Here is a 4258-nt window from a genome sequence, read left to right on the forward strand (position 1 = left end):
GGTACATACTATGTCCATAGTATAATAAAATTATATTAAGCAAATAATAAAGAAAAAATAAAGTTTTTATTATATATTAAAACAGCAAAACGGTATAACCCTATTGGTTATACCGTTTTGCTGTTTGTAATGCATATTTATTGCCAATACCTTTATTGAAAGGTCTTACTTTTTATGTCTATTTATTTAACCATACTATGTTCTAATCTTAATTTATCAGCAATCATTGCTATAAATTCTGAATTAGTTGGTTTTCCTTTAGTATTGTGTACCGTATATCCAAATAGTTGATTTATTGTGTCAACTTTTCCTCTACTCCATGCAACTTCTATGGCATGTCTTATTGCTCTCTCAACTCTACTTGGTGTTGTATTGAATTTTTTAGCTATACTTGGATATAACTCTTTTGTTACTGCACCTAAAAGTTCAACATTATCAATGACCATTTTTATAGCTTCTCTTAGATATAAATATCCTTTTATATGAGCTGGTACTCCTATTTCATGTATTATGTTCGTGATTTCTGTTTCTATGTTACCTACATTTTTAACAAAATCACTTCTTGTCATTTGAGTTTCTTGAACTGGTCTAGGCTTTGGTTCTACTTGAGTAACTCTATTAGAAACAAGTTCTCTAATTCTGTTTATAAACACAACAAAATCAAACGGCTTTACTATGTAGTAATCTGCTCCTAGATTTATTGCGCTTTGAGTTATCTTATCTTGACCTACTGCTGATAGTACTATTATCTTTGGCATTTTAGGTATATCCATAGTATTTAATTTTTCAATTACACCTAATCCATCCAGATGTGGCATTATTACGTCTAATATTAATAAATCTGGTTGTGTCTTTTTTACTAAATCTAATGCTTCAATCCCATCTTTAGCTATGCCTAATATATCGATATCATCCTCATTAGACAAATACTCTTTTAATACCTGACAAAAATCCTTATTGTCATCTGCTAAAACTATTTTGATTTTTTCCACTAAAAATCCCCCCATTAAAAAACATCTTCTTATTACAGAAAACTAAACTTTTTACACAAATTGTTCCTAATTATCTACTCTAAAGCATATTCGACACTTCAAAATTATATTCCTCCTAGATAAGTGATAAAATAATAAAATTTTTTAATGCCTCACCTACAATTTTATCATTTCATCTATAAAAATACCATATCCTTTTTTCGGATTATCTCTAAAAACATGAGTTATTGCACCAATAATTTTATTATTTTGTATTATTGGTGCCCCACTCATCCCCTGTACAATACCTCCTGTGTATTCCAATAACTTATCATCTACAACTTTTATTACCATATCTCTATAATTTCCTTTATCATATACTATACTTTCTATTTTTATATCATAGCTTGTTATATTTTTGTTTTTGTCTTCAAAAAGGATTATTGCATCCCCTATTTTTACATCTTGAGGTCTTCCAACTTCGATTAATTGTAATTCTTTATTTGCTAAACTAAATTCTTTATTTTGTTTTTCTGTAATATTACCACTTATACCTAGTTCTGAGTTATTCGAAAAATTTCCCATCAGATTACTATCATTAAAATCACCTTTTATTCTACCTACTTTTTCATTACTAGCTTTTACTATTTTTAGTTTTTCTGGCTTATATATATACCCTTGCTTAATCTTTAATAGTTCATTAGTGTCCGAATCTTTTATAGCATGACCAATTGCTTTAAATTTTTCCATATTAGGGTCATAAAAAGTCATAGTTCCAATTCCAGATATCTTATCTCTTACCCATAATCCAAGTTTATAATTACCATTTTCTTTTTTAGTTTCTATTGTCTCTGTTTTATATTTATTTTTTCTTTCAAAAGTCACTTCTACTTTACTTTTTTTAGCTTCATTTAAAATTTTTGATACATCTTGACTATTTTTTATTTTTTTATTATCTATTTTTACTATATTATCACCAATCTGTATGCCTCCAATATAATCTATGTCCTCTTCCTCATACCCTAAAACTAATACACCATCTGTATTTGCTTTCACTCCAATTATATTTCCAAGTGGATATACATATTTTTTATCATGATTCTTAATCGTAAAAGTTTCTATTGGGGTCTCATTATTCGTATTACAATTTTTATTTTGAAAAATTATAACCATCATAAAAATCGATACAGCTCCTAATATTATCCAAATATTTTTGAAATTCTTATTTATTTTGTTCATATATTCATCTACTCCTATGCTGTATTATTATGTATTTATAATTCCTTTTTCGTAAAAATTTATTCATTTAAAAACCTCGTTGTATATCTTACTAAGTGCTTTTTAGCCTATAATATGGTAGTATTATATTGTAGTAAAAAGTTTGAAGGGCGGTAATATTTTGAAATTAAATGTAAGAATTGCAGACATAAATAATTGGCATGATTTAGTCAATTTGTCTGTAGATAAAAATCAATTAGATTATATAGAGAGCAATGCACTTTCTATTGCTGAGTCTAAGTTTATAACGGCTTGGATACCTGTTGGAATATATGATGACAATATACTAATAGGATTTGCTATGTACGGTCGCCTAGAAGATGATAGAGTTTGGCTTGATAGATTCATGATTGACTCAAAGTATCAAGGCAAAGGGTATGGAAAAGCATCCTTGGATTTCCTTATAAATCATCTTAAAAATGAATATAATTGCAATGAGTTATACCTTAGTATATTCGATAACAACAAAATGGCTATTGGACTTTACAAAAGCTTTGGATTTGAGTTTAATGGAGAACTTGACTATGGTGGAGAAAAGGTAATGGTATTAAAATCTAATTGATATTAACAAAAATATATATCTATCAAGGAGGTGAAATCATTATATAAAAATATTTATATAATGATAAATAAAATGACTCAAAATGTAATTTTAAAATTTGTTGAAGCAAATGATTTAGAAAATCTTGAAAATGTAAAGATTTTATTCACTGAATATTCAAATTCATTGAATATAGATTTATGTTTCCAAGACTTTAATAATGAATTAAAAACACTTCCAGGAAAGTATAAAAAACCTTCTGGTTCATTAATACTAGCATTTGTTGATGAAAATTTAGCAGGTTGTGTTGCATTAAAAAAACTTGAAGATGATGTATGTGAATTGAAAAGGTTGTATGTAAGAGATAAATTTAGAGGACTTAAAATAGGAAAAATATTATTAGAAGAAATTGTAAAAGAAGCTAAAAAGATTGGATATACATATATGAGACTAGATACTCTTCCAAGCATGAAAAGCGCTCAAGGTTTATACGAAAAAATTGGTTTTTATGATATAAACCCTTATACTTATAATCCAATCGAAGGGGCTAGATACATGGAATTAAAATTATAAATAAAAAAATAGAGTATAAATAAAATTATAGACATTTTATTTATACTCTATTTTATTGATTAAATTATTTTGAATATATTTATTTCTCTAAGTCTTCCAAACCAATACTTATATCTTCAGTTATATCTTTTATATATTCTACTCCATTGTTGTATGTAAGCTTTGCTTTAATATAAACTATATCATTAATATCCTTTTTAGGAAAAGTAGACTCATAATTTACTTGATTTCTATCTATATTATCATCTTTACTATCATTCGATACTTTAGCAGACTTTGCTTTATATACAATGTCACCTTTACCTTCATTTACAATAATATCTACATTTTTTAACTTGATATTATCATAAACTTTATTTTTTGATTTTTCACTTTCATGATTAAATAGATTGCTATTTTCCAATATTTCAATAAAATATTCCTTATTGTCCCTTATTCCATAATTAAATACAGGTGGTTCAGGCATATAATCAGACTTAGTCAGTTTTTGAACATCTGAGCTTTCAGATATTGTACCACTTGTAACTACTTTATAATCATATTCACTACCTGTAGTTATTTTTATTTCACAAATATATGATAATTCTCCATGTTTTGTCATCTCAATCTCATTCCATTTATCACTATCTGCTTTATACATAAAGAGTACCTTGCCATCCTTACCAAGTTTACTCAACTGTGTATCCACATCAATCACACATTCGTCTTTTTCTAATTTTTTAACTTTTAAATCAATACTTTTTGTTATATAACTCTTGGACATTTCTTCATTAATTGTATTGCTAATATCTGACTTAGTATTCATAAGTTCTCGTGATAAATAATCTAATTTATCATTAGAAGTTTCAAGATTATTTTTAATACTATTAATAGTTAATAAAATATACCCTAATAC

The 4258-nt window shown here is 26.5% G+C and carries 5 protein-coding genes; 2 read left to right on the forward strand and 3 right to left on the reverse strand.

Going from position 1 to position 4258, the window contains the following annotated elements:
- Nucleotides 1–182 precede the first annotated feature (182 nt).
- Both spo0A and KGF50_RS20540 read right to left on the reverse strand, forming a co-directional pair.
- A complete protein-coding gene (spo0A, locus tag KGF50_RS20535) occupies nt 183–1007 on the reverse strand; it encodes a sporulation transcription factor Spo0A (RefSeq protein WP_003424711.1) in 825 nt (274 codons plus the stop codon).
- Between the two features lie 141 nt (nt 1008–1148).
- Complete coding sequence (locus KGF50_RS20540) at nt 1149–2210, reverse strand: SpoIVB peptidase S55 domain-containing protein (RefSeq protein ID WP_227849777.1); 1062 nt, start codon at nt 2208–2210, stop codon at nt 1149–1151.
- A 160-nt stretch (nt 2211–2370) separates the two neighbouring features.
- Between KGF50_RS20540 and KGF50_RS20545 the strand changes: the two genes are divergently transcribed.
- Nucleotides 2371–2811 carry a GNAT family N-acetyltransferase gene (locus tag KGF50_RS20545; RefSeq protein WP_227434133.1) on the forward strand — a complete coding sequence of 147 codons (441 nt, stop codon included), beginning with the start codon at nt 2371–2373 and terminating at the stop codon, nt 2809–2811.
- A 60-nt stretch (nt 2812–2871) separates the two neighbouring features.
- Nucleotides 2872–3363 (forward strand): GNAT family N-acetyltransferase, encoded by a 492-nt coding sequence (locus KGF50_RS20550; protein ID WP_227849778.1) that lies wholly within the window; start codon nt 2872–2874, stop codon nt 3361–3363.
- A gap of 79 nt (nt 3364–3442) precedes the next feature.
- Here the strand turns inward: KGF50_RS20550 and KGF50_RS20555 are convergent.
- Nucleotides 3443–4258, reverse strand: an 816-nt coding sequence (locus KGF50_RS20555) for a hypothetical protein (protein ID WP_227849779.1), incomplete at its 5' end; no start/stop codon positions are given.

The organism is Clostridioides sp. ZZV15-6598, assembly GCF_020657705.1.
GTDB lineage: Bacteria > Bacillota > Clostridia > Peptostreptococcales > Peptostreptococcaceae > Clostridioides > Clostridioides difficile_F.